The sequence below is a fragment of the Rhodobacter calidifons genome, assembly GCF_011174775.1.
GTDB lineage: Bacteria > Pseudomonadota > Alphaproteobacteria > Rhodobacterales > Rhodobacteraceae > Tabrizicola > Tabrizicola calidifons.
Map to the genome: position 1 here is coordinate 232,316 of NZ_JAANHS010000005.1, position 22,793 is coordinate 255,108.

Here is a 22,793-nt window from a genome sequence, read left to right on the forward strand (position 1 = left end):
ATGCATTACGGATATATCGGCCTTGGCAATCTTGGTGCGGCCTGCGCGGGCTGTCTTGTGAAGGACGGGTTCAAGCTCACGGTCCATGACCTGAACCCGAAGCTGGCCGACCCCCTGGTGGCAGCGGGTGCCACGCTGGCGAACAGCGCCGAGGAGCTGGCGGCTTCCGTCGATCATGTCATCACCTGCCTGCCGTCGCCCGCGGTGTCCGAGCGGGTCCTGCGCAACATCCTGCCGCATATGCGGAAGGGGGCAAGCTGGGTCGAGATGTCCACGCTGGGGCGGGACGAGGTGCTGAAACTTGCCGCCGCCGCCGCCGAAGCGGGCGTGCGGATGATGGAACTGCCGGTCACCGGCGGCGTGCATCTGGCCCATCAGGGCAAGATCACCATGCTCGCGGGCGGGGACAGGGACCTGTTCGATCTGCACTACAGGGCGATGCAGGCGATGGGCGACCGGATCTTCCACATGGGGCCACTGGGGTCGTCCTCGATCATCAAGGTCATCACCAACATGCTGGCCTTCATCCACCTCAAGGCCACCAGTGAAGCCTTGATGCTGGCCAAGCGCGGCGGGCTGGATCTTGGTCAGGCCTGGCACGCGATCAAGGCCAGTTCCGGAAACAGTTTCGTGCATGAGACCGAAGGCGCGCTGATCCTGAACGGGTCCTACGACATCGCCTTCAACATCGACCTGGCGCTGAAGGACCTGGGCTTTGCGCTTGGCTTCGGCAAGGAATTCGGCGTGCCGCTGGACCTCGCCGCGATGACCCACCAGACCTATATCTCGGCCAGGGCGGCCTATGGCGGCGAGGCGCAGTCGCCGATGATCGCCAAGCTGCTGGAGGATCTTCTCGGCACCGACCTTCGCGCCCCGGACTTCCCCGCGCGGCTGGAGTGACGGCTTGAGGGCGCTGCGGGCAGGGGTTAAGGTTCGGTAAATGCCCACAGCCAAGTCCTTGATCTTGCTGGGGGTCAATCCCTGCCCACGCGTGGGCAGCCAACCGGAGCCGCCATGACCGCCGACACCGACGCCCGCATCGCCCGCCTGCTGCACCACCGGAAGGCGGGCCTTTCCCAGGGCGAGCCGGTCGTCCCCCCGATCTCGGTGGCGACCACCTTCCATCTGCCCCAGGCCCAGGGGGCCGCGCATCACTACGGCCGCTCGGGCCAGCCGACCTGGGACGCGGTCGAGGCGCAACTGGCGATCCTGGAAGGGGCCGAGGTGGTCAGCTTCCCCTCGGGCATGGCCGCGATCACGGCGGCGCTGGTCTGCTGCCTGAAGGCCGGGGCGAGGGTGATGATCCCCTCGGACGGCTACTATGTGACTCGCCTTCTGGGGCGCGACCTGTTGCAGGTCTATGGGGTCGAGGTGGTGCAGGTCCCGACGCTGGAGATGGCGGATCGCGACTTCGCCGGGTTCCAGGTGATCTACATCGAGACGCCCTCGAACCCCGGCCTTGACGTGGTGGACATCGCCGCGCTCGCCCGCCGCGCCCATGCCGCCGGGGCGTTGCTGATCGCGGACAACACCACGATGACGCCGCTTCTCCAGCGCCCGCTGGACCTTGGGGCGGATCTTGTGGTGGCGGCGGATACGAAGGCCCCGGCGGGGCATTCCGATGCGCTCTTCGGCCATGTCGCGGGGCGGGATGCCAACCTGATGGCGCGGGTGCGGGAATGGCGGCGCCAATCGGGCTCGGTGCCGGGGCCGTTCGAGGCCTATCTGGTGCATCGGGGGCTGGAGACGCTGGAGGTGCGACTGTCCCGGATGTGCGCTTCGGCGGCGGTGATTGCCGAGCGGCTGGCGGCGCATCCGAAAGTGCGGGGCCTGCGCTATCCGGGCCTGCCGGGCGATCCGTCGCATGGGTCCGTCGGCGGCCAGATGGCGAACGGCGGCTTCCTGATCGGCTTCGAGCTGGCGGGGGAGGCGGAGGCCGAGGCGTTTCTGGCGCGCTGCCCGCTGATCGAGCAGGCGACAAGTTTCGGCGGTGTCCATACGGCAGCGGAACGCCGCGCGCGCTGGGGCGATGCGGTGGCGGAGGGGTTCATCCGGCTGTCAGTGGGGGTGGAGCCGGTGGAGGTGCTCTGGTCGGCCATCGACGCGGCGCTGGAGGGGTAGGGGGGCAAGAGTTTTCGAAAACTCTTGCAAATTCCTTCGAAGGAATTTGGCGCCCGGACTTACAGACTGACGAGAATCCGCGCCGCCTCGGCCTGAAGATCGGCCAGTTTCGTCCGGTCTTCGCCGGGGAAGAACCGGGCACGAGTCGCTGTGGGCAGGGCCTTCGGCTCGGCGATCACCACGCGCGGCCCGTGTTTTGCCGTCTCGGCCTGCCAGCTGCGCGCCAGCGCCATCTGCGCGGCCTTCGTGGCCCCGTAGGCACCGAAAAAGGGCTGCCCGGCGCGGGGGTCGTCGAGGAAGAGCGCAGTGCCGCCATGCGCCCGCAGCAGGGGCTCGACCATCGGGATCAGCATGCCTGTTGCGCGGGCGTTGGTGGCGATGGACTTCTCCCAGTCCTTCTGGTCGATATGGCCTGCCGGCGCCAGCGGGGCCGCATGGATCGCCGCGTGGACCCAGAGGCCAAGCCCGCTCCAGCGGTCGTGGATGGACAGGCAGAGGTGGCGCATCGCGTCGTCGTTCGTCACGTCCATCGGTGCGAGCGTCAGCGCCCCGGCGCCGGGAAGGCCCGCCTGTTTCACCCGGTCGTCCAGCTCTTCAAGGCCGCCGACAGTGCGTGCGACCGCCACGACATGCCAGCCGCGGAGCGCCAGCTGTTCGGCAATGGCGGACCCAAGGCCGCGCGAGGCGCCGGTAACGAGGGCAAGTCTGTCGGTCATGGGGCAGTCCTCCTGGCGGCGTCGGAGCCTCCGGCGGGAGTATTTTTGAAATGGGCAAATGGCAAGGGTGCGTCAGGCCCTGCGACCATGAGCGGCTGCGATTTTGGCCTGGCGGGCGGCGAGGCGGGCGGCGATCGCCGCGCTCACTCTGCCGCCTTCATCTGGAAGCCTTCCTCGATCTTGTCGGACGGGGCCACCGGGTAGTCGCCCGAGAAGCAGGCGTCGCAGAATTTGGGGTTGGCGGCGTCGCGGCCGGCGGCTTCACCCGCAGCGCGGTAGAGGCCGTCGAGCGAGATGAACTTCAGGCTGTCCACACCGATCCAGTCGCGCATCTCGTCCTCGGACATCGTGGCGGCGAGGAGTTTGGAGCGTTCGGGCGTGTCAACGCCGTAGAAGCAGGGCCAGGCGGTCGGGGGTGAGGCGATGCGGAAGTGGACTTCCGCCGCGCCGGCCTCGAGGATCATGTCCTTGATCTTGCGGCTGGTGGTGCCGCGCACGACCGAGTCGTCCACCAGGATCACGCGCTTGCCCTTGATGAGCGCGCGGTTGACGTTCAGCTTCAGCCGCACGCCCATGTTGCGGATGTGGTCCGTGGGCTCGATGAAGGTGCGGCCCATGTACTGGTTGCGGATGATCCCCATGGCGTAGGGAATGCCGCTTTCCTGGCTGTAGCCGATGGCCGCGGGAGTGCCGCTGTCCGGCACCGGGCAGACGAGATCGGCCTCCACCGGGGTCTCGCGCGCCAGTTCCACGCCGATCTGGCGGCGGGTCTCATAGACCGACCGGCCGCCGATGATGCTGTCGGGTCGGCTGAAATAGACGTTCTCGAAGATGCAGAAGCGGGGTTTCGCCGGGGCGAAGGGGCGGGTAGAATCCACCTTGTTGCCCTCGATCACCACCATCTCGCCCGGCTCGATCTCGCGGACGAACTCGGCGCCGATGATGTCGAGCGCGCAGGTCTCGGACGACAGCGCCCAGCCCGAGTCGCCCAGGCGCCCCATGACCAGCGGGCGCACGCCGAGGGGGTCGCGGACGCCGATCAGCTTGGTCCGGGTCATGGCGACGACCGAGAAGGCGCCTTCCACCCGGCGCAGCGCGTCCTTGATGCGTTCCGAGAGGGTCTTCTGGATCGACCGCGCCATCAGGTGGATGATGCATTCGCTGTCGGAGGAGGACTGGAAGATCGAGCCACGCTCGATCAGCTCGCGGCGGAGCGCGGCAGCGTTGGTCAGGTTGCCGTTGTGGGCAATCGCGCAGCCGCCCATCGAGAATTCGCCGAAGAAGGGTTGTACGTCGCGGATCGCGGTGGCGCCCTTGGACCCTGCGGTGGAATAGCGGACATGGCCGATCGAGAGGGACCCGGGCAGGGTGTCCATTACCTCGGGCTTGGTGAAGTTGTCGCGGACATAGCCGAAGCGGCGGGCCGAGTTGAAGCCGTGGTCGGGGTGGTAGCTGACGATCCCGCCCGCCTCTTGCCCCCGGTGTTGCAGCGCGTGCAGCCCAAGCGCCACGAAGTTCGACGCATCAGCCACGCCGATTACGCCGAAAATCCCGCATTCCTCCTTCAGCTTGTCGTCGTCGAAGGGGTGCGAGCGGAAGGGGGCCATGCGTCCGAATCCTTGCCTGAAGCCTTGGCCCGCTATCTACGGCAGCGGCTCGGGGCTGTCACGTCCCGAAACGCCGGTCGCGGCCTAGGGATTGGTGGTCGGGGCCACCGGCGCTGGCGCGGTCTGGATCTGCGGGGCACCGCCGGGGGCGCAGACATTGGTCAGATCGTTGTAGCGATCGACGATCCAGCCGGGGGCGTCCTTGGGGATGTTCTCGTCGATCTGGCGCTGGAAATTGGCAAAGACCAAGGCTGTACGGGAATCGTCGATCATTGCGATCTTCTGGTCCGACAGGACGCGATCATAGACGATGAAGGCGATGGCGATCAGCAGGATGCCCCGCGCCGCGCCGAAGAGGAAGCCCAGCGCCTGGTCGATCCCGCCAAGCGCCGAACGCTGCACCGCCCCGGCGAAGAGCGGCGTGAAGAGCGCGGCGACGATCAGGCCGACAACGAAAACGCCCGCGAAGGCAGCCACAACCGACAGTTCGCAGCTGTCCGACAGGAATTCGCCCACCACGGGGAGTTCCTTGACCAGGGGCTGCACGCCCGGGGCGAAATAGTAGGCGGCGATGGCGGCCCCGATCCAGCCGAGGATCGCCATCAGTTCCCGGACCAGACCGCGCGAGAAGGCGAGGATGGCCGAAATGATGATGATGAGCGCCGCACCACCATCGACTGCGGTCAGGTTTTCCATTCGTTACGTCCCCAATCCCGATCTTTCACCAAGGGCTTATCCCGCCCCGAACATCTCGCCCACAAACGCCGTCAGGTCCGCCATCTGTCGGACCGTCAGCCCTGCGGCCCCCTCGAATTTCGAATGGGACGGCACGGTCGCCTGTGAGAAACCAAGTTTCGATGCCTCTTTCAACCTGTTTTCGGTCTGGCCCACCGGGCGCAAGGCACCCGACAGGCTGATCTCGCCGAAAAGCACCATGTCGGGCGGGATTGCCACATCCTCGCGCGCCGACAGCAGCGCCCCGGCGACGGCAAGGTCGGCGGCGGGTTCCGAAACCCTGAGGCCGCCGGCGACATTCAGGAACACGTCGAGGCCTGCGAAGGGGATGCCGCAACGCGCCTCGAGCACGGCGAGGATGGTCGAGACGCGTCCCGGATCGAGCCCCACCACCGTGCGGCGCGGGCTGGCAAGCGTGGAGGGCGCGACGAGGGCCTGGATCTCGGTCAGGACGGGCCGCGTGCCCTCGATCCCGGCAAAGACCGCCGATCCGGGGGCGGGCTGGTCGCGGTTGGCCAGGAACAGGGCCGAAGGGTTCGGCACCTCGGCCAGGCCGCCGCCCGTCATCTCGAACACGCCGATCTCGTCTGCCGGGCCGAAGCGGTTCTTCACCGCGCGCAGGATGCGGAACTGGTGACCGCGCTCGCCCTCGAAATAGAGCACCGTATCGACCATGTGTTCCACGACGCGGGGGCCCGCGATCTGGCCGTCCTTGGTGACATGGCCGACCAGGACGATGGCAACCCCGCGCCGCTTGGCGAAGGTGACCAGCTCATGCGCCGCCGCGCGTACCTGCGAGACCGAGCCGGGCGCGGCCTCGACGCTGTCGAGCCACATGGTCTGGATCGAGTCGATGATGGCAAGCGCGGGGCGTTCGGCGTCCAGCGTGGTCAGGATGTCGCGCAGGTTGGTTTCGGCGCCGAGCGCGACCCGGGCATCGGTCAGACCGAGGCGCTGCGCGCGCATGCGGACCTGGGTTGAGGCCTCCTCACCAGAAATATATATACATTTCAGACCTTTGCGGGCAAAACTTGCTGCTGCCTGCAAGAGCAGCGTGGACTTGCCGATCCCCGGATCGCCGCCCACCAGGATCGCCGAGGCCGGGACAAGGCCGCCGCCGAGCACGCGGTCCAGTTCCTCCAGTCCCGACGAGGCGCGGACCGGCGGGGCTTCCTCGGTCGCGAGGTCGGACAGCGGGATCGGCCGACCCTTGGCCCCCAGCGACCTTGGCCCGGTCGAGAGCGGTGCCTCCTCAACGATCGTATTCCACCCGCCGCAAGCGTCGCACTTGCCGGCCCATTTGCGATAGGCGGTGCCGCAGACAGTGCAGGTGAACGAGGTCGTCTGTTTCATGAGGCGCGACAGTGACGGGTCTTTTGGGCAGGATCAAGGCGCGGGTGCGACCGGAATTCCTGCGAATTCCGGTCCGGAGCCCGTTCGGGCTCCGATCCGATTTCCGCTTGGAAATCGCTCGGTTTCATCGGCCGGGATTCGACTTCCAGGAAATCAGGATCGAGGCCAGGATGCAGCCGGTGAAGAGATAAAGGCCCCAGGCTGTCTCGATCGTCACCCAGCCCGTGCCCTTGCCGATGACGATGTAGAGCGCGATGAGGAAGACCTCGGCCATGGCAAGCTTGCCCAGGAATTCCAGCGCCGGCAGGGCGCGTGGTGACAGGAGCCGCCAATGCAACAGCGCAAGGCCGATGGTCTTGGCATAGGGCGCGAAGATCGCAAGGAAGGTCACGATCAGCGCGAAGGCAGGGTCCGAGCGCCACAGCGACTGCAACCCGGTGATGACGCTGATCTCGTCCATTCCGAAGACCGGCAGGACGGCGGCGCGCAGCAGCGGCGCGAACCAGGAGATCGGGAAGAGGACGAGAAGGGCGAGGTTGAGGTATCTCATGTCCGGCGCCTGGGGCCTTCGTCGGAGTGGAGGCTGTCACATCCACCAGACCGCCCGTGGTGTCTTTCCGCCGGGGCAGGCAAGGGTTGCCGGTCGGTCCATCGCTCAGCGCACACTTTCGATCGGCCCCTCGGCCCGGCCATGGATGAACTGTTGCACGTAAGGGTCTGTGGTTTCGTCCATTTCCGACACCGGACCGGTCCAGCGGATCACGCCACCGTGCAGCATCGCCACCGTGTCCGCAATCGCGCGGACCGAGGACATGTCGTGGGTGATGGTCATCGCGGTCGCGCCCATCTCGACCACGATTTCGCGGATCAGGTCGTTGATGACGCCGGCCATGATCGGGTCGAGGCCGGTGGTGGGTTCGTCGAAGAAGATGATGTCCGGGCTTGCCGCGATGGCACGGGCGAGGCCCACCCGCTTTTGCATCCCGCCGGAGAGTTCGGCCGGGAAGAGGTCGGCGACCTCGGGCTTCAACCCGACCCGGCGCAGCTTTTCGATGGCCAGCGCGCGCGCCTCTGCCTTCGGCAGCGCAGCCTCTCCGCGCAGGAGGCGGAAGGCAACATTCTCCCAGACCTTCAGGCTGTCGAACAGCGCCCCGCCCTGGAACAGCATCCCGAAGCGGGCAAGGAAGGCGTCGCGGTCGCGGCCGGACATGGACTGCGCGGTCACGTCGCGTCCGTCCAGCATGATGGTCCCACGGTCGGGCCGGATCAGCCCGAGGATGCATTTCAGCAGCACCGACTTGCCCGTGCCCGAGCCTCCGATGATGACCATCGAGGTTCCCGAGGCAATGCTCAGGTTCACGCCTTGCAGGACGGGATTGTCGCCAAAGCGCTTGTGGACCCCGGAAAGCTCGATCATGTGGTGAAGAACACCTCGGTCAGGACGTAGTTCGCCGCCAGGATCAGCACCGAGGCCGAGACGACGGCCGATTTCGTGGCCCGGCCGACCCCTTGAGCGCCGCGGGCCGAGTTCATGCCATGATAGCAGCCCATCAGCGCCACGATGAAGCCGAAGACCGCTCCCTTGACGAGGCCGGACCCCACGTCCCAGACCTCGAGGAAATCGGTGGTGTTCTTCAGATAGGCGGCCGAGTTGAAATCCAGGCGTGTCGTGCCGACCAGCCAGCCGCCCATGATGCCGATGGCATCACCCACCGCGACCAGGACCGGCATCGACAGCGTTGCGGCGATCACGCGAGGCACGGCAAGGTATTTCAGCGGGTTCGTTGACAGTGTGACCAGGGCGTCGATCTGTTCGGTCACCTTCATCGTCCCGATCTCGGCGGCGATCGAGGAGGCCACACGCGCGGCGACCATCAGCCCGCCGAGGACGGGGCCAAGTTCGCGCGTCATGCCGATGGCGACGATCGAGGGGACCACCGATTCCGCATTGAAGCGCGCGCCGCCGGCATAGATCTGCAAGGCCAGCGCGCCGCCCGTGAAGATGGCGGTCAGCCCGACGACCGGCAGCGAATACCAGCCGATCTGAAGGATCGCGGTGCCAAGCTCGCGCAGATAGAACGGCGGGCGCAGGATATGGCCCAGCACCGCCCCCGCGAACAGGGCCACCCGGCCCAGGGCCGCGATCGCCATCAGGACCGGGCGCCCCAGCGCGCCAAGGACGGCCGTCATGCCGGGCGTTCCTGGTAGCGGCGCGTGTAGCGGGGCCCAAGCGCCGTCAGGATCTCGTAGCCGATGCTGCCCGCCATGGAGGCCAGGGCATCGACCCCCTGGTGCGGGCCGAGGATGTCGAGCGCGCGGGGCACCTCGGGCAGGTCGGTGATGTCCACCGTGATCAGGTCCATCGACACCCTGCCGACAAGCGGGCAGGGCGTGTCGCCGTCCCAGAGCTGCGCCTTGCCCGAGAGGCTGCGCAGCAGCCCGTCGGCATAGCCGCCCGCGACCGTGGCGATGACCGAGGGCCGTTCGGCGACCCATGTGCAGCCATAGCCCACCGCCTCGCCGCGGGCGACCTCGCGGGTCTGGATCACCGGCAGCGACAGGGTGACGGCGGGAATCGCCCCGCCGTGCGGCAGGCCGCCGTAAAGGCCGATGCCCGGGCGGGTCAGGTCGAAATGATACTGCGGCCCCAGAAGGATGCCCCCGGTCGCTGCGAGGCTGCGCGGCAGGCCGGTGCCGTCGGTCATGTCGTGAAAGACCTTCAGCTGTGCCGCGTTCTGCGGGTGGTCGGGTTCGTCGGCGCAGGCCAGGTGGCTCATCAGAAGTTCCGGCCCCGCCTCGATCAGGATCGGCGCCACCGCCTGCCATTCCACCATTTCGACGCCCAGCCGGTTCATGCCGGTGTCCAGCTGCACGCCGAACGGGTGGCCCGGCAGCGATTCGAGATGGCGGGTGATCTGTTCGAGGCTGTTCAGCATCGGCGTCAGGTCGAGATCCTGGATCATCTCGGTGTCGCCCGCCATATGGCCCGACAGCACCGCGATCTGCGGGCCGGGGCCAAGCGCCTGGCGCACGGCTGCGCCTTCCTCGGCCAGCGCCACGAAGAACCGCCGCGCCCCGGCACCGGCCAGCGCGCGCGCCACCCGTGTCACGCCCAGGCCGTAGGCATCCGCCTTCACAACGGCCGCGGTCTGCACGCCCGGGCCGCTCATCCGGTCCAGCCCGCGCCAGTTCGCCGCTATTGCATCAAGGTCGATCGTCAGGGTTCCGCTTGCCATGCGGCTGTTTCGACCGGGGCGGGGTCGGGGTCAAGTCAAAAGCGGGCAAGACTTGCCCTTCCGGCGCGCATGGGCAAGGCTGGACCGGCAGGTGGGAAAGAGGCGGCCTCTGGTGTCCGGGCAGATCCATGACTCGGGCGAGGATGCGGGTCTGTACCTGACGGTACTATGCTGGATCGGACTGGGGCTGGCGGCGCTGGACGCCTTCGTGCAACCCCTGCCGGCCGGGCTGGTCCGGGCGGCGCTGGCGCTGGCCTATCTGACCGGGGCCTGCCCCCGCTGCGAAGCGCGGTGGCCGATCTCTGGCGGCTGCGGCGGCTGGACATCGACCTCCTGATGGCGGTCGCGGCGCTGGCAGCGGCGGCGGTCGGGGCGGAGCTGGAGGGGGCGGTGCTGCTGGCGCTGTTTTCCCTGTCCGAGACGTTGGAGCACCGGGCGATGGGCAAGGCGCGGCGCGCGGTCGAGGCGCTGATGCAGTTGCGCCCCGAAACCGCGCTGCGCGCGGGATCGGAGGGGGTGGACGAGGTTCCGGTCGCCGAGCTGGTTCCGGGGGATCGGGTGATCCTGCGTCCCGGCGCGCGGGTGCCGGTGGACGGGCGCCTGGTCGAGGGGTCGGGGCATCTGGACGAAAGCACGGTGACGGGTGAGGCGGCGCCGGTCCGGAAGGGCCCGGGCGATCCGGTGCATGAAGCGACGGTGAACCTGGACGCGATCCTGACCGCCGAGGTGACGCGAGGGCTGGAGGAAAGCACGGTCGCCCGGATGATCCGCCTGGTGATCGAGGCACAGGCGATGAAATCGCCGTCCGAGCGGTTCTCGGACTGGTTCGGGCAAAGATACACCATTGCGGTCCTGGTCGGGTCGGTCCTGTCGTGGTTCCTGTTTCGCGCGCTTGGCCATGACCCGGGCGCGGCGCTTTACCGCGCGGCGACGCTTCTGGTGGCCGCCAGCCCCTGCGCGGTGGTGATCTCGGTGCCGGCGGCGATCCTTTCCGCGCTGTCGGCGGCGGCGCGGGGCGGGGTGCTGTTCAAGGGGGGCGCGGCGCTGGAGGGGCTGGCCGAGGTGCGCACCTTCGCCTTCGACAAGACCGGGACGCTGACCACCGGACAGGCGGCGGTGACGCAGGTGGTGGCGCTGGACGGTGACGCAGAGGCCTTTCTGGCGCTGGCCGCCGGGCTTGAGGCGCAGTCGGAGCATCCGATTGCCGCCGCACTGCGCCGCGAGGCGGCCGCACGGGGTCTGGGTCCGGCCGAGGTGCACGAGGTGCGCGCGCTGCCCAGCGAGGGGATCACCGGCCTGGACGATGCCGGGCCGATCTGGGCCGAAAACGCGCGGATGCTGGCGCGGATTGGGGGCGGAGTTGCCGTCCGCCATTGCGGCCCTCGCCGACGGGGCCGAGACGCTTGTCATCGTCGGTCGCGGGGCGCGGGTGCTGGGCGCGGTCACCGTGGCCGACGCCCCGCGCGAGACGGCGGCCGAGGCGCTGGCGGCGCTGAAGGCCGGGGGCGGGACCGGGATCCTGATGATGACCGGCGACCGGGCGCCGGTGGCGGCGCGGATCGGCGCGCGCCTCGGTCTGGCGGACGGCGAGATCCATGCCGGGCTCTTGCCGGGCGACAAGGTGCGGCTGGTCGATGCCGCTGCGGCGCGCGGCAAGATGGCCTTCATCGGCGATGGCGTGAACGATGCCGCAGCGCTGGCGCGGGCCGATGTTGGGGTCGCGATGGGGGTGGCGGGCAGCGAGGTGGCGCTACAGGCGGCCGATGTGGCGCTGATGGCGGATGATCTGCGCAAGCTGGCCGCCGCCCGCCGCCTGTCGCGCCGCACCGCGCGGGTGATCCGGCAGAACCTGACCATCGCCATCGGCGCGATGGCGGTTCTGGTCACCGGAAGCCTGTTCTTCGAACTGCCGCTGCCGCTGGCCGTGCTGGGTCACGAGGGCGGGACGCTGCTGGTGGTCCTGAACGGCCTGCGGCTCCTGGCCGATCCGATCCGCGCCCGGGCCTGACCCCGCGGCCCGCGCGGGCCGGCTGCCTGACGGAAGGACCGGCCTCGGGGGCATCGAACCCCCTCGGCCGGCGCTGTCGCGAGCCCCGTCACCCGGCCGTGGCGCGGTCTGGCCGGCGGCGGCGCCTCCGGCGGGAGTATTTTGGACATGGGCAAGATCGGCAGGGATGACCGATCAGAAGCCCACGTCCGGCCCACCGGCCCCTTGCCAGGGTCTGGCGAGGTTGCCGAAGCGGGTGAAGCGGCCCTCGAAGCTGAGTTCCACCGTGCCGATCGGCCCGTGGCGCTGCTTGCCGATGATCACCTCGGCCTTGCCATGCACCGATTCCATCACCGCCTGCCACTGGGCCATCTTTTCGAGCTCGTGGTCGCCCGGCTTCTCGCGCTCGCGGTAGTATTCCTCGCGGAAGACGAACATCACCACATCGGCGTCCTGTTCGATCGAGCCGGATTCGCGCAGGTCGCTGAGCTGCGGGCGCTTGTCCTCGCGGCTTTCGACCTGGCGGCTCAGCTGCGACAGGGCGATCACGGGGATGTTGAGTTCCTTCGCGATCGCCTTGAGGCCTTGCGTGATCTCGGAAACCTCCTGCACCCGGCTGTCCCTGGACGAGCCCTTCAGAAGCTGGAGGTAGTCGATGAAGAGCACATCCAGCCCATGCGTCCGCTTCAGCCGCCGCGCCCGGGCCGCGACCTGGGAAATCGGCAGGGCGGGCGTGTCGTCGATATACAGGGGACAGGCTTCCAGCGCCTTCGCCGCCTCGACGAAACGGCGGAACTCGGCTTCGGTCATGTCGCCGCGGCGGATCTGCTCCGACGGAACCTCGGAGGCTTCGGACAGGATGCGCGCGGCCAGCTGCTCGGCCGACATCTCGAGGCTGAAGAAGCCGACCACCCCGCCTTCAACCGCCCCCTCGGTGCCATCCGGCAGGCGGCCGCGCCGATAGGCCCTGGCGATGTTGAAGGCGATGTTGGTGGCCAGCGAGGTCTTGCCCATCGACGGACGGCCCGCAAGGATCAGCAGGTCCGACGGATGCAGGCCCCCCAGCTTTCTGTCCATGTCGATCAGGCCGGTGGAGATGCCCGCCAGGCCCCCATCGCGCTGGTAGGCCGCGTTGGCGACGTTGACGGCGTCGGTTACCGCCTTGAGAAAGCTTTGAAACCCGCGTTCGGCGACACCCTGTTCTCCCAGCTTGTACAGCCGCTGTTCGGCCTCGATGATCTGGTCCCTGGGCTCGGAGGCCACCTCGACCTTCGCCGCCTGCGCCGCGATGTCCCGGCCGAGCTGGATCAGTTCCCTCCGCACGGCGAGATCGTAGATCATCTGCGCATAGTCGCGCGCCGCATAGGCCGAGATCGCCGCCCCGGCCAGCCGTACCAGATAGGCCGGGCCGCCCAGTTCCTTCAGGCCGGGATCGTCCTCGAGATAGCCTTTCAGCGTGACTGGCGAGGCCAGCGCGTTCTTCTGGATGCGCGCGGCAGCAATCTCGAAGATGCGCTGGTGCACGGGGTCGAAGAAATGCTCGGCCTTCACCAATGAGGATACGCGGTCGAAGATGTCGTTGTTGGTGAGGATCGCGCCCAGAAGCTGTTGTTCGGCCTCGATATTGTGGGGAAGCGCTTCTGCCTCCGGGGGCTTGACGGTGGTTATCTCGTTCATTGCTGCCTCCTGCCGTCGCCTTCTCTGCCTTATCCGGGGGGGCCCGGCAATCCGGGAACAACCCTGTGGACAAGGCGGGGCGATTCGAACGCGTTGTAAGGGTCGCGGGTCAGCCTACCATATTTTGGGTCGGACCTGTGGACGGATCGAGTCGCGCGATGCTGTCCCCAGAAGCGCCCACAGGGTTTCCCACCGAAATCCGGCGGCCTTCCGCCCGGTCAGGCCGGTTTTCGCGCATCCTGCCAGGCGCGGGGCGCCTTGAGGAAGCGTTCCACCTCGGCCAGGGTCTTGTCGTCGAAGGACCCTTGCGCCCGCGCCTCGGCCAGCACGTCCCACCAGGTGCAGAGGTGGTGCAGCCGCACCCCATGCGCGCCAAGCTTCGCCTCGGTGTCGGGGAAGATGCCGTAGTAGAAGATCACCGCCGTATGGCCGCAGGTGGCGCCGGTCTCGCGGATCGCCTCGACGAACGAGAGTTTCGAGCCGCCGTCGGTGGTCAGGTCCTCGACCAGCAGGACGCGCTGGCCGGGCGTCATCGCGCCCTCGATCCGGGCGTTGCGGCCATAGCCCTTGGGCTTCTTGCGGACGTAGGTCATCGGCAGCGCAAGGCGTTCGGCCACCAGCGCCGCGAAGGGGATGCCCGCCGTCTCGCCGCCCGCGATGTTGTCGAAGGCCTCGAACCCGGCCTCGCGCAGCACCGTGACGGCCAGGAAATCCATCAGGGTGGACCGGATGCGGGGGTAGCTGATGAGCTTGCGGCAGTCGATGTAGGTGGGGCTGGGCAATCCGCTCGCCAGCGTGAAGGGCGTCTCGGCGTTGAAGTGGACGGCCTTGATCTCCAGCAGGGCACGCGCGGTGAGGCGGGCGATTTCCTCTTTCGGCGGATAGGTCGAGGGGATCATGTCTGGTCCTTTCGGGCGGGGCTCGTCGTGCGCCTTCGGCTGCTCTCCGCGCCAGCGACGAGCGACGAAGGAGACAAGGAGCGGGTCAGGGAAGAACGTGCCAGTGCACGGGGAAGCCGGGGTTGAAGACGGTGACGGGGCCGGGCTCGGCATGGATCTTCTCGGGCCAGGTGCAGGGTTCGGCCCGCTTTTCCAGGGCGATCGTGCCCGCGTTCACCGGCAGACGGTAGAAGGCGGGTCCGTGGCGCGAGGTGAACCCCTCCAGCCGGTCCAGCGCACCTTCCTCTTCGAAGACATGCGCCAGCAGCGACAGCGTGTTCGTCGCGGTGAAGCAGCCCGCGCAGCCGCAGGCATGTTCCTTCAGCGCGTCCACATGCGGCGCGCTGTCGGTGCCGAGGAAGTAACGCGGATTGCCCGAGGTGGCGGCCCGGCGCAGGGCCAGCCGATGCTTTTCGCGCTTGGCCACGGGCAGGCAGTAATAATGCGGCCTGATGCCGCCCGCGAGGATGTGGTTGCGGTTGATGATCAGATGATGCGTGGTGATCGTCGCGGCAAGGTTCTCGCCACCCCCGGCTGCATAGGCCACGCCTTCCTCGGTGGTGATGTGTTCCATCACCACGCGCAACTCGGGCAGGCGGCGGCGCAGGGGGGCGAGGACCGTGTCGATGAACACCGCCTCGCGGTCGAAGATATCCACCTGCGGGTCCGTCACCTCGCCGTGGGTGCAAAGCGGAAGGCCGATCCGGGCCATGGTCTCCAGCACCGGCATGACCCGGGTCAGATCGCGCACCCCGGACTGCGAGTTCGTCGTGGCCCCCGCCGGGTAAAGTTTCACCGCCTTCACCAGCCCCGAGGCCGCCGCGCGTTCCACATCCGCAGGATCGGTGCCCTCGGTCAGATACAGCGTCATCAGCGGCTGGAAGCTCATCCCCTCGGGCAGGGCGGCGAGGATGCGGTCGCGGTAGGCGAGGGCGTCGTCCAGCGTCACCACCGGCGGCACCAGGTTCGGCATGACGATCGCGCGGGCGAAATGACGGGCGGTTTCGGGCAGCACGGCCCGCAGCATCGCGCCGTCGCGCAGGTGCAGGTGCCAGTCGTCCGGGCGGGGCAGGGTGATCCGTTGCATCTGCCCCGGGTAGCGCAATCCCGACCGCGATTCCAGTGGCATTGCCGCGCGAAATTGCACAGGATCGGCGGCACGGAAAGTGCCTTCGATGATCCGCCGCCTTCTGCCTGACGCGGATCACCCGGGAACGGATCGGACATCTCCACCGCATGCTGGAAAGCCACGAGGGAAAGCCACGAAGACTAGACTGTTTCTCCGGTCAGTTCCGCCAGCCTGCGGGCGAAGCGCGGGGCGTTCAGGCGCGCGGTGACCGACCGGCAGATCTTGATCTCGCGCCTGGGGTGGCCCGACAGCCGCGCCGCCGCAAGGATCGCGCGCAGATAGCTGCCGTTCGACCGCCGCGCGCGCCAGAGCCAGGAAAAGCGGTCCGCCGACATCTTGCCTTCCATCGCCGCCTCGATGATCCGGTCCAGCACCTTCATCTCGCGAAGCGTGTCCTCGGTCCCCTCGCCGGTATAGCGGGCGTGCAAGGGCGTGACCCAGGGCCGCTGGAACAGGGCGGCATGCATCGCATCGGGCTGGTGCAGCGGGTCGTGGATCAGCCAGACGCGGCTGGCGCTTTCGGTCATGTCGGGCGCATAGCCGTAGCGGCCGCGAAAGTTGATCCGCCGCGCGATCCGGTGGCGTTCGTCCCAGCCCGCAAGCGACGGGTCCAGCGTCGCGCGCGGGGCGATCAGCACCAGTTCCGCCTGCGGCGCGGTGATCGAATAGGCCGCCGCCGCATAGCCCGCAGGCCCCGCGCCGTAAAAGACCACGCGGTCGAAATCCTCGAGAAACCCGTCATCGGCCAGCTGGTCGAAATAGCGAAACACCGCCGGATCGCGCCACCAGGTCTCGCCCTCGGCCAGGATGGTCAGCAGCGACCAGCCCCGCGCCTTGGCAAGGGGGTAGTGTTCGGGCAACTTGTCCTCGCGTTCGCGCAAGGTGGCGGCATCCTCGAAGGTCACCAGAAGCTCGGGCCGTTCTTCGGCAAAGAACGCATAATGCCGCTCGCCCAAAGGCAGGAAATCGCCGTCGCCTTCGGCAATTTCCAGCATCGGGCGCTGCCAGTCTGGGGGCTCGGAGGGATCGGACATACAAGGCTATCTTGGTTACGGAATGACTACAGAGTTCGAACTTGGCGAGAGATTCGGGCCGCGACAAGGCTATCGGGTGTTATCTGAATGTTTCCCTGTGACCGGGACGCCATTATTCAAGGGTACGTAAACAATGCACAACCGAAAGTTGCCGAAGTCGCGCGCGTCTCACCCTTTCTGCAAGGATCGGCCGATGTGAGGCCGCCAGATCGACTCGGCCTCTTCCCGGGTCAGCACGCGGGCAGGGCCAGCCATCAGAAGCTGGCCATACAGGCTGCGCCAGGTATCATGCCGCATCAGCGCGTGAAATCTGGCGTGGCGCCATGCCACGGCGGCGGCGTGCATCGCGCCGAGCGCCTGATCGCGGCGCAGGTCGTCACGCAGCGCCCGGCTGTCCAGCGCCAGAATGGTGCGGTCCTCCTCGGTGTCGAAGTTCCGTTCGATCCAGTAGCCCGCGTCAAGGCCCGCGTCGGCATGAACCGCGCGGCCACGGTCGCGCTTCAGCAGGAAGCTTTCGACCGCACCCAGGGGATAGTGGTTCAGCTGCACGAGGGCATGATTGTCCTGTCCCATGTCCGAAAAGATGCGCCGCTGGTGAAAGGCGGTCGGCAGCGCACGGCCCGAGCCGTCGAACCAGCGCTGCCCCGCCATCCGCGCCTCGACCGGCGCGCGCGGCCGATGCACGCCCAGCTTGCAGTAGCTGCCGTCGTTCCTGACCAGCGTCTTGAACAGCGATGCCCGCCAGGGCCAGTAGAGAACCTTCGGCGCGGCGCGGGTGAAGGTCTCGGTGACGGGCGCGTCCTCGAACCGCACCACCCCGGCATTGCCGAACAGCCGCCAGGTCAGGGTGATCGCCGTCGCCTCGGGCAGGGCCGCCAGCAAATCCGGGATCGTCCGGTCACCGACATGGACGTTGACGAACTCATCGATGTCCAGCGGCAGCAGCCAGTCCGCCCCCGTCACCAGCGGATGCCGGTCCGCCCGCTTCAGCGCCGACCACTGCGGCCCCTCGGGATGCGGTCCCGGATTGCGGATGTGCGACAGCCAGCCCAACGCCTCCAGCCGGTCCAGCATCGCATCGGTGCCGTCGTCGCAGTCATTCGAAAAGACCAGGAAATCGGTGATCCCGCAGGCCCGGTGATGCGCGAGCCATTCCAGCAGGAACGCGCCCTCGTTCCTGACGCAAAGGACGGCCGTGATCCTCATCCCGCCCGCCCTTTCATCTGTCCCCAAATATCCCCGCCGGAGGCATCCGACCTCTCCACCCCGCGCCACGCCCGAAAGGCCTAGCACGGGGGCCGGATCAGAAGAAAGCCTGCAAGCCCGTGATCGCCCGGCCCAGGATCAGCGCATGGATGTCATGCGTGCCTTCATAGGTGTTCACCGTCTCCAGGTTCACCATGTGGCGCATGACCTGGAAATCCTCCTGGATGCCATTGCCACCGTGCATGTCGCGCGCCATCCGCGCCGCCTCCAGCGCCTTGCCGCAGTTGTTGCGCTTCACGATGGAAATCATCTCGGGCGCGGCATTGGCCTCGTCCATCAACCGCCCGACGCGCAAGCTGGCCTGCAAGCCCAGCGAAATCTCGGTCATCATGTTGGCCAGTTTCAGCTGGTAAAGCTGCGTCCCCGCGATGGGTTTGCCGAACTGCTTGCGGTCCAGGCCGTACTGCCGCGCCGCGTGCAGGCAGAACTCCGCGGCACCCATGACCCCCCAGCTGATGCCATAGCGCGCCCGGTTCAGGCAGCCGAACGGCCCCTTCAGGCCTTCCACGAACGGGAGCAGCGCCTCCTCGCCCACTTCCACGTCCTTCATCACGATCTCGCCGGTGATCGAGGCGCGCAGGGACAGCTTGCCCCCGACTTTCGGAGCCGAAAGCCCCTTCATCCCCTTCTCAAGGACAAACCCCTTGATCTTTCCGCCATGCGCCTCGGACTTTGCCCAGACCACGAAGACATCGGCAATCGGGGCGTTCGAAATCCACATCTTCGCGCCGTTCAGCACATAGCCCGATGCGGTCTTCTTCGCGGTCGTCTTCATCCCCGCCGGGTCCGACCCCGCATCGGGCTCGGTCAGGCCGAAGCAGCCGATCCATTCACCACGGGCCAGCTTCGGCAGATATTTCTGCCGCTGCGCCTCCGTCCCGTAGGCGTAGATCGGATACATCACCAGCGATGACTGCACCGACATCATCGAGCGGTAACCCGAGTCGACCCGCTCCACTTCCCGCGCGACCAGCCCATAGGCGACGTAAGTGGCCCCCAGCCCGCCATATTCCTCGGGCACCGTGACACCCAGAAGCCCCATTTCGCCCATCTCGCGGAAGATCGACGGATCGGCCATCTCCTCGCGATAGGCCGCCACCACGCGCGGTTGCAGCTTCTCCTGCGCATAGGCGCGGGCGGCATCGCGCAGCATCCGCTCTTCCTCGGTCAGCTGGTCGTTCAGCCGGAACGGGTCCTCCCAGTCGAACCGCCCCAGATCGGGGGCATCCTTGGCTTTCAGTTTCGGGGTGTCGAGCATCTCAGACCTCCATTCGCTTGCGTGCAGTATTGCACGAAAGGGCAGGGGACTGCTATCGAACTCCTTGCACGGGTTCATGAGGGAAACTCATAATGTTGCCGCGTCGCTACCTGCCCCCGATCCCGGCGCTGATGGCCCTGGAGGCGGTCGATCGCCTCGGCACCGCCTCCGAGGCGGCGAAGGAGCTCAACCTGACCCAAGGCGCGATCAGCCGTGCCCTGCAAGGCCTGGAGAGCCAACTCGGCGTGCCCCTCCTGATCCGCGAACGCCAGCGCCTGCGGCTGACGCCTGCCGGGCAGGACTATGTGGCCGAGGTCCGCAAGGCCCTGCACCTCCTCGCCTCCGCCTCGATCACGCTGCGCGCCAACCCCACGGGCGGAAGCCTGAACCTCGCCATCCTGCCGGCCTTCGGGATGCACTGGCTTGCCCCGCGCCTGGCGCGCTTTGCGCAAAGCCACCCGGAGGTGACGGTGAACCTCTCCACCCGCCTTCGTCCCTTCGACTTCGCCGCCACCCCATTCGACGCCGCCATCCACTATGGTCGGCAGGACTGGCCCGGCGTCCATTACCTGAAACTCATGGACGAAGAGGTCATCGCCGTCGCCGCCCCTGGCTTCCCCGTGCTGGAGAAGGCGACCGACATCCTGCACCACCCGCTCCTGCAGCTGGAAAGCCGCCCCGGCGACTGGGGCCGATGGCTGGCGTTTCACGGCCACCCCGGCCTGCGCCCTGCGGGCATGATGTTCGACCAGTTCGCCACCCTGACCCAGGGCGCGATCCACGGCATGGGCGCGGCCCTGATCCCCACCTTCCTCATCCGGCGCGAACTGGACGAGGGCCGCCTGATCCCCATTTTCGGCTCCCCTGTGCCTGCGCTCGGCTCCTACTTCCTCGTCTGGCCCGACACCCGCCCCGACCGCGCGCCGCTGCGCTCTCTACGACTATGGTTGCAGTCCGATGCCACCGATCCCGCCTTGACCCCCGAAACCCCGCCCGCCACCATCGCCCCAAAGTCGGAGGCCCCGTGACTGCACTCCCCACCAGCATCGACGCCGTCGAATCCCTGCTGTCAGGCCAGGGCTATGTCGCCTCCCGCGCGCTGGCGACCGTGGTCTTCCTCTCGCTCAAACTCGGCCGCCCGCTGTTCCTGGAAGGCGAGGCCGGCACCGGCAAGACGGAAATCGCCAAGACCCTGGCCACCGCGCTCGGCCGCCGCCTGATCCGCCTGCAATGCTATGAGGGCCTCGATGCCGCCTCTGCCGTCGCCGAATGGAACTTCGCCGCGCAGATGATCGCCATCCGCGCCGCCGAGGCCACCGACCGCGACCACCTGAAGGCCGAGCTCTTCACCGAAGACTACCTCATCGCCCGCCCGCTTCTCGAAGCGATGCGCCCGCAGCCCGGCGGTGCGCCGGTCCTTCTCATCGACGAGATCGACCGCACCGACGAACCCTTCGAGGCCTTCCTCCTCGAAGCACTCTCCGATTTCCAGGTGACGATCCCCGAACTCGGCACCATCCGCGCCCCCGAACCACCGATCGTCATCCTCACCTCGAACCGCACCCGCGAGGTGCACGACGCCCTGAAACGCCGCTGCCTCTACCACTGGGTCGATTACCCCAGCTTCGACCGCGAGCTCGACATCCTCCACTCCCGCGCCCCCGAAGCGCAGGCCCAGCTCTCCCGCGAGATCGTCGCCTTCGTCCAGAAACTCCGCCGCGAAGACCTCTTCAAACGCCCCGGCGTGGCGGAAACCATCGACTGGGCGAAATGCCTCCTTGCCCTCGACGTCATCGCCCTGTCACCCGAGGTCATCTCCGACACGCTCGGTGCGATCCTGAAATACCAGGACGACATCCAGAAACTCCAAGGCTCCGAGGCCAAGCGCCTTCTGGACGAGGTCAAGCGCGAACTGGTCCCTGCATGATCCTTCATCTGTCCAGAAATATCCCACGGGGGGGCCGGGGGGTGTGAAACCCCCCGGGGGTAGCCCATGTCCCCGACCTATCCCGCCCTCGACATCCCCGACGACGGCAAGCTTGCCCACAATATCGCCCATTTCGCCCGCGCGCTGCGCAAGGCGGGGCTGCCCGTCGGCCCGGGGCGCACGCTCGACGCCGCGCGCGCCGTGGCCGCCGCAGGCTTCGACCGGCGCGAGGATTTCTACTTCACCCTCCAGGCGATCTTCGTCTCCCGGCCCGAGGAACGCGCGACCTTCGCCCAGGTCTTCCGACTGTTCTGGCGCGACCCGCGCTACCTTGACCACATGATGTCGCTCCTCCTGCCGCAGGTCCACGGCGTGCAGGAAGACCGCGCCGCGCAGGCTGCCGAGAAGCGCGCGGCCGAAGCCCTCCTCGACGGCAAGCTTCCCCCGCCACCGCAGGACAGCCCCGAAGGCGACCAGATCGAGATCGACGCCACCGCCACCATGTCGGCCGAGGAACGGTTGAAGACGCTCGATTTCGAACAGATGTCGGCCTCCGAAATCGCCGAGGCCAAGCGGATGCTGGCAAGACTGTCGCTTCCCGTCCAGCCCCTGAAGACTCGCCGCTCTGCCCCTTCGACCCTGACCTCGCGCATCGACGCCCGCCGCACGCTGCGGGGCGCCATGCGCAGCGCAGGAGAGATCGCGACCCTGGCCCACAAGGCCCCGGTGACCCGCTGGCCGAATCTCGTCGTCCTCTGCGACATCTCGGGCTCGATGGCCGACTACTCGCGCATGGTCCTGCACTTTGTCCATGCGGTGGCCAATCGCAGGGGCCAGGGCTGGGCGCGGGTCCACGCCTTCACCTTCGGCACGCGCCTCACAAACATCACCCGCCACCTGCGCGCCCGGGATGTGGATGCGGCGCTGAAGGCCGCCGGAAGCGAGGCGCAGGACTGGTCCGGCGGCACCCGGATCGGGCAATGCCTGCATGCCTTCAACCGCGACTGGTCGCGCCGGGTGCTGGGGCAGGGGGCGGTGGTGCTTCTCATCACCGATGGCCTCGACCGCGACGACAGCACCCTTCTGGCCAGGGAAACCGAACGCCTGCACCTGTCCTGCCGCCGCCTGATCTGGCTGAACCCGCTGCTGCGCTGGACGGGCTTTGCGCCCAGGGCCGAAGGCATCCGCGCCATCCTGCCCCATGTGGACAGCTTTCGCGCTGGCCATTCCATCGCTTCGCTCGAAGCGCTGGGGCGCGCGATCTCCGAGCCCTCCGACCACGGCGAACGCGACCGGCTTCTGGCGCTCATCCGGTCATAGGCGGGGCTCCGCGCAGGATATCGCCCGACATCCCGGTGTTATCGCATATCACGCGAAACATCGCTTTGTTAGGATGACCGGGCAGACCGGGAACCGGATCGCCCTGATGCGGTTGTCCCATGCCCCCTAGAATGAGGACTGGTAATGAGAAAGCTTCTGGTTTCCACCACGGCCCTGTCGACGGCCCTGTCGGTTGCGATCAGCCCGATGGGCACGCTGCCTGCCTTCGCGCAGGTGCTGAACGAGGACGGTTCGGTGACGGCGGATGACGGCACCGTGCTGTGTGTGCCGACCGCTGACGCGCCCTGCGATCTGGAAGCAATCATCGAGAAGCTGAAGCTGGACGAGGCCATGGCCGCCGAGGCCGCTGCCGCCGCAGCGCAGGCAGAAGCCGAGGCGCAGGCCGCCGCCGAAGCCCAGGCCGCCGCCGAAGCCGAAGCTGCCGCCGCTGCGGCCGCGCAGGCCCAGGCCGAAGCCGAGGCACAGGCC

Annotated in this window: 22 protein-coding genes and 1 pseudogene; 9 read left to right on the forward strand and 14 right to left on the reverse strand. The window is 67.8% G+C overall.

Going from position 1 to position 22,793, the window contains the following annotated elements; genetic code table 11:
• Both G8O29_RS09150 and G8O29_RS09155 read left to right on the forward strand, forming a co-directional pair.
• Complete coding sequence (locus G8O29_RS09150; protein ID WP_166402929.1) at nucleotides 1-900, forward strand: NAD(P)-dependent oxidoreductase; 900 nt, start codon at nucleotides 1-3, stop codon at nucleotides 898-900.
• A 114-nt stretch (nucleotides 901-1,014) separates the two neighbouring features.
• Complete coding sequence (locus tag G8O29_RS09155) at nucleotides 1,015-2,121, forward strand: cystathionine gamma-lyase (protein ID WP_166402930.1); 1,107 nt, start codon at nucleotides 1,015-1,017, stop codon at nucleotides 2,119-2,121.
• A gap of 59 nt (nucleotides 2,122-2,180) precedes the next feature.
• Here the strand turns inward: G8O29_RS09155 and G8O29_RS09160 are convergent, their stop codons facing one another.
• The 8 genes from G8O29_RS09160 to alr form a co-directional block, all read right to left on the reverse strand.
• Nucleotides 2,181-2,837 carry an SDR family NAD(P)-dependent oxidoreductase gene (locus tag G8O29_RS09160; protein ID WP_166402931.1) on the reverse strand — a complete coding sequence of 219 codons (657 nt, stop codon included), beginning with the start codon at nucleotides 2,835-2,837 and terminating at the stop codon, nucleotides 2,181-2,183.
• 143 nt (nucleotides 2,838-2,980) lie between these two features.
• Nucleotides 2,981-4,444 (reverse strand): amidophosphoribosyltransferase, encoded by a 1,464-nt coding sequence (gene purF, locus G8O29_RS09165; RefSeq protein ID WP_166402932.1) that lies wholly within the window; start codon nucleotides 4,442-4,444, stop codon nucleotides 2,981-2,983.
• A gap of 84 nt (nucleotides 4,445-4,528) precedes the next feature.
• A complete protein-coding gene (locus G8O29_RS09170) occupies nucleotides 4,529-5,140 on the reverse strand; it encodes a CvpA family protein (protein ID WP_166402933.1) in 612 nt (203 codons plus the stop codon).
• Nucleotides 5,141-5,176: 36 nt separating this feature from the next.
• A complete protein-coding gene (gene radA / locus G8O29_RS09175) occupies nucleotides 5,177-6,532 on the reverse strand; it encodes a DNA repair protein RadA (protein ID WP_166402934.1) in 1,356 nt (451 codons plus the stop codon).
• A 124-nt stretch (nucleotides 6,533-6,656) separates the two neighbouring features.
• A complete protein-coding gene (locus G8O29_RS09180) occupies nucleotides 6,657-7,082 on the reverse strand; it encodes a paraquat-inducible protein A (RefSeq protein WP_166402935.1) in 426 nt (141 codons plus the stop codon).
• A gap of 105 nt (nucleotides 7,083-7,187) precedes the next feature.
• Nucleotides 7,188-7,949 carry an ABC transporter ATP-binding protein gene (locus G8O29_RS09185; RefSeq protein ID WP_166402936.1) on the reverse strand — a complete coding sequence of 254 codons (762 nt, stop codon included), beginning with the start codon at nucleotides 7,947-7,949 and terminating at the stop codon, nucleotides 7,188-7,190.
• On the reverse strand, nucleotides 7,946-8,722 hold the full coding sequence (locus G8O29_RS09190; protein WP_166402937.1) for an MlaE family ABC transporter permease: 777 nt from the start codon (nucleotides 8,720-8,722) through the stop codon (nucleotides 7,946-7,948). Before G8O29_RS09190 ends, G8O29_RS09185 begins: the two co-directional genes overlap by 4 nt.
• A complete protein-coding gene (alr, locus tag G8O29_RS09195) occupies nucleotides 8,719-9,768 on the reverse strand; it encodes an alanine racemase (RefSeq protein WP_166402938.1) in 1,050 nt (349 codons plus the stop codon). Before alr ends, G8O29_RS09190 begins: the two co-directional genes overlap by 4 nt.
• Nucleotides 9,769-9,880: 112 nt before the next feature.
• Here alr and G8O29_RS18470 point away from each other — a divergent pair, with 112 nt between their 5' ends.
• From G8O29_RS18470 to G8O29_RS18880, 3 genes and pseudogenes are all read left to right on the forward strand, one after another.
• Complete coding sequence (locus G8O29_RS18470; RefSeq protein ID WP_242679028.1) at nucleotides 9,881-10,105, forward strand: hypothetical protein; 225 nt, start codon at nucleotides 9,881-9,883, stop codon at nucleotides 10,103-10,105.
• Nucleotides 10,105-11,046: pseudogene (locus tag G8O29_RS18875) on the forward strand (heavy metal translocating P-type ATPase); the annotation flags it as partial. The gene G8O29_RS18470 and the pseudogene G8O29_RS18875, both read left to right, overlap by 1 nt.
• Before the next feature lie 25 nt (nucleotides 11,047-11,071).
• On the forward strand, nucleotides 11,072-11,776 hold the full coding sequence (locus tag G8O29_RS18880; RefSeq protein ID WP_437440804.1) for an HAD-IC family P-type ATPase: 705 nt from the start codon (nucleotides 11,072-11,074) through the stop codon (nucleotides 11,774-11,776).
• Between the two features lie 174 nt (nucleotides 11,777-11,950).
• Here the strand turns inward: G8O29_RS18880 and G8O29_RS09205 are convergent, their stop codons facing one another.
• The 6 genes from G8O29_RS09205 to G8O29_RS09230 all read right to left on the reverse strand — a co-directional run bounded on the left by G8O29_RS09205 (nucleotide 11,951) and on the right by G8O29_RS09230 (nucleotide 19,057).
• On the reverse strand, nucleotides 11,951-13,432 hold the full coding sequence (locus G8O29_RS09205; RefSeq protein ID WP_166402939.1) for a replicative DNA helicase: 1,482 nt from the start codon (nucleotides 13,430-13,432) through the stop codon (nucleotides 11,951-11,953).
• 218 nt (nucleotides 13,433-13,650) lie between these two features.
• Nucleotides 13,651-14,331 (reverse strand): orotate phosphoribosyltransferase, encoded by a 681-nt coding sequence (locus G8O29_RS09210; protein ID WP_128516816.1) that lies wholly within the window; start codon nucleotides 14,329-14,331, stop codon nucleotides 13,651-13,653.
• Between the two features lie 85 nt (nucleotides 14,332-14,416).
• Complete coding sequence (pyrC, locus tag G8O29_RS09215; protein ID WP_166402940.1) at nucleotides 14,417-15,457, reverse strand: dihydroorotase; 1,041 nt, start codon at nucleotides 15,455-15,457, stop codon at nucleotides 14,417-14,419.
• A 182-nt stretch (nucleotides 15,458-15,639) separates the two neighbouring features.
• On the reverse strand, nucleotides 15,640-16,533 hold the full coding sequence (locus G8O29_RS09220) for a phosphoadenosine phosphosulfate reductase (RefSeq protein ID WP_166402941.1): 894 nt from the start codon (nucleotides 16,531-16,533) through the stop codon (nucleotides 15,640-15,642).
• Between the two features lie 168 nt (nucleotides 16,534-16,701).
• Nucleotides 16,702-17,739 carry a glycosyltransferase family 2 protein gene (locus tag G8O29_RS09225; protein ID WP_166402942.1) on the reverse strand — a complete coding sequence of 346 codons (1,038 nt, stop codon included), beginning with the start codon at nucleotides 17,737-17,739 and terminating at the stop codon, nucleotides 16,702-16,704.
• 97 nt (nucleotides 17,740-17,836) lie between these two features.
• Nucleotides 17,837-19,057, reverse strand: coding sequence for an acyl-CoA dehydrogenase (locus G8O29_RS09230; RefSeq protein WP_166402943.1), 1,221 nt, complete (start codon nucleotides 19,055-19,057; stop codon nucleotides 17,837-17,839).
• 92 nt (nucleotides 19,058-19,149) lie between these two features.
• Between G8O29_RS09230 and G8O29_RS09235 the strand changes: the two genes are divergently transcribed.
• The 4 genes from G8O29_RS09235 to G8O29_RS18275 all read left to right on the forward strand — a co-directional run.
• A complete protein-coding gene (locus G8O29_RS09235) occupies nucleotides 19,150-20,085 on the forward strand; it encodes a LysR substrate-binding domain-containing protein (RefSeq protein WP_207623737.1) in 936 nt (311 codons plus the stop codon).
• Entirely contained in the window at nucleotides 20,082-20,984 is a 903-nt protein-coding gene (locus G8O29_RS09240) for an AAA family ATPase (protein ID WP_367890154.1), read from the forward strand. The genes G8O29_RS09235 and G8O29_RS09240 overlap by 4 nt, the downstream gene beginning before the upstream one ends.
• 66 nt (nucleotides 20,985-21,050) lie before the next feature.
• Nucleotides 21,051-22,304, forward strand: a complete 1,254-nt coding sequence (locus G8O29_RS09245; RefSeq protein ID WP_166402945.1) for a vWA domain-containing protein — start codon at nucleotides 21,051-21,053, stop codon at nucleotides 22,302-22,304.
• 144 nt (nucleotides 22,305-22,448) lie between these two features.
• Nucleotides 22,449-22,793 (forward strand): hypothetical protein (locus G8O29_RS18275; RefSeq protein WP_207623738.1); only part of this gene is annotated, 345 nt, incomplete at its 3' end.

Coding starts and splice junctions, on each gene's coding strand:
- G8O29_RS09190 (WP_166402937.1), bottom strand. CDS start 8,722: ATGACGGCCGTCCTTGGCGCGCTGGGGCGCCCGGTCCTGATGGCGATC.
- radA (WP_166402934.1), bottom strand. CDS start 6,532: ATGAAACAGACGACCTCGTTCACCTGCACTGTCTGCGGCACCGCCTAT.
- G8O29_RS09155 (WP_166402930.1), top strand. CDS start 1,015: ATGACCGCCGACACCGACGCCCGCATCGCCCGCCTGCTGCACCACCGG.
- G8O29_RS09235 (WP_207623737.1), top strand. CDS start 19,150: ATGTTGCCGCGTCGCTACCTGCCCCCGATCCCGGCGCTGATGGCCCTG.
- G8O29_RS09220 (WP_166402941.1), bottom strand. CDS start 16,533: ATGTCCGATCCCTCCGAGCCCCCAGACTGGCAGCGCCCGATGCTGGAA.
- G8O29_RS09205 (WP_166402939.1), bottom strand. CDS start 13,432: ATGAACGAGATAACCACCGTCAAGCCCCCGGAGGCAGAAGCGCTTCCC.
- G8O29_RS09230 (WP_166402943.1), bottom strand. CDS start 19,057: ATGCTCGACACCCCGAAACTGAAAGCCAAGGATGCCCCCGATCTGGGG.
- G8O29_RS09245 (WP_166402945.1), top strand. CDS start 21,051: ATGTCCCCGACCTATCCCGCCCTCGACATCCCCGACGACGGCAAGCTT.
- G8O29_RS09225 (WP_166402942.1), bottom strand. CDS start 17,739: ATGAGGATCACGGCCGTCCTTTGCGTCAGGAACGAGGGCGCGTTCCTG.
- purF (WP_166402932.1), bottom strand. CDS start 4,444: ATGGCCCCCTTCCGCTCGCACCCCTTCGACGACGACAAGCTGAAGGAG.
- G8O29_RS09160 (WP_166402931.1), bottom strand. CDS start 2,837: ATGACCGACAGACTTGCCCTCGTTACCGGCGCCTCGCGCGGCCTTGGG.
- alr (WP_166402938.1), bottom strand. CDS start 9,768: ATGGCAAGCGGAACCCTGACGATCGACCTTGATGCAATAGCGGCGAAC.
- G8O29_RS18880 (WP_437440804.1), top strand. CDS start 11,072: ATGCCGGGCCGATCTGGGCCGAAAACGCGCGGATGCTGGCGCGGATTG.
- G8O29_RS09150 (WP_166402929.1), top strand. CDS start 1: ATGCATTACGGATATATCGGCCTTGGCAATCTTGGTGCGGCCTGCGCG.
- G8O29_RS09180 (WP_166402935.1), bottom strand. CDS start 7,082: ATGAGATACCTCAACCTCGCCCTTCTCGTCCTCTTCCCGATCTCCTGG.
- G8O29_RS09170 (WP_166402933.1), bottom strand. CDS start 5,140: ATGGAAAACCTGACCGCAGTCGATGGTGGTGCGGCGCTCATCATCATC.
- G8O29_RS09185 (WP_166402936.1), bottom strand. CDS start 7,949: ATGATCGAGCTTTCCGGGGTCCACAAGCGCTTTGGCGACAATCCCGTC.
- pyrC (WP_166402940.1), bottom strand. CDS start 15,457: ATGCAACGGATCACCCTGCCCCGCCCGGACGACTGGCACCTGCACCTG.
- G8O29_RS09210 (WP_128516816.1), bottom strand. CDS start 14,331: ATGATCCCCTCGACCTATCCGCCGAAAGAGGAAATCGCCCGCCTCACC.